The organism is Pseudaeromonas pectinilytica, from assembly GCF_054780855.1.
In genome coordinates this window covers 1-1,214 of record NZ_BAAGVN010000211.1, presented here as the reverse complement: position 1 = coordinate 1,214, position 1,214 = coordinate 1, and the positions used below count along the sequence as shown (strand labels likewise).

The window sequence follows — 1,214 nt, the reverse complement described above, 5'->3', positions numbered from 1 at the left end:
GTAGGCAGAGAAAATCCAAGCAAAACAACACGTTAGACGGTGTTATTAATTCGCTTGCCGCTTAAGGTTCTGTACATGTGGCATCTCTGTTATTTGTTATCTGCAAAATCAAATCTTTAAATAAATCGGTTTTCAGCGTTCGCTCCCTATCCCAATTTGATTGGGGAACTTTATGCCAGCCAGCAATCGCATCATGAGAATTTTTTGCCTTGTACTCGTACAAGGTTCCAGTCGTGTCGGCAACAATGGCTTTTTTCTTTGGTCCGCGCTGGTGTGTTAATTTATCATCCGTAGAGCTTGTCGCTGGTGCATTAATAGCCTTAGATCTGATTGCTTTTATATTATTGATTTCTTCTCTGTCTTTTTGACTGAGTGAAGGGTCTGCCATATTGTAAAAAGCACTTGCTCGTGAATCCACCTCAAATCCGTTATACATGTTTGCGAATCCGAGCTGTCCTAGTGTATTGCTTTTTGTTAAATATATATGGAGCCCACCATCATTTTTTTGGCCTTCATCCAGCAGTGCCAGATTTTCTTCAGTACGCTCGACTTTTTGCCAGCCAGAGTTTTGAAAATCCTTACCTATATGGTACTGATATAAATTGCCATCACGGTCTTCATAAATCGATTTGTCTAATTCCTTTCCATATACTGTACCATTGCTGCTGGTAATGACCTTGGTGCCGTAGTCTTTTTCGGTTTGAGTTGGAATGTAAATAATGGTTGCATCCCCATTGGGCTTTATATTGAGCTTGAAGTTATTAAAGGATCTGTATTCATTCTTCAGTCGCTCTTCATCGACATCGCTTTTAGAAATCGCCCTCCATCCTGACTGTTCTCTATGGCCGCTATTATATTCATATCGATATAGCTGACCGTTCCCGTCAGATAATACCAGGCCATCGTGATCAATTCCATATTGTTTGGTTAGTTTGAATAGATCATCTTGATATATATCATATTCGTCAGGTAGTTCTATGGGGCTATTGGGTTGTTCATGAGTGTTGGCCTGTTGAACATTAAATTCGGCTAGGTTGCCAGAACTGTTGCGTTTCTCTCCATGATGGATTCCCCCTTTTACATAGCTGGATTGAATGAATCTGGCATCTTCTTGCGTTACATGCTCTAGACCCTGTCTATTGATCAGATCTTGATCCCCTGTGCCATCAAATCCTTGGCGGCAAGAAAGCCATCCAGTTTACTTTGCAGGGCTT

1 protein-coding gene is annotated in these 1,214 nt (G+C 41.1%); it reads right to left on the bottom strand.

Annotated elements, in window-relative coordinates; genetic code table 11:
- Positions 1-61: 61 nt before the first annotated feature.
- The gene (locus ACYVG7_RS10300) at positions 62-436 is read right to left on the bottom strand and encodes a hypothetical protein (protein WP_460883030.1); all 375 of its coding nucleotides are present in this window, start codon (positions 434-436) and stop codon (positions 62-64) included.
- Positions 437-1,214 lie beyond the last annotated feature (778 nt).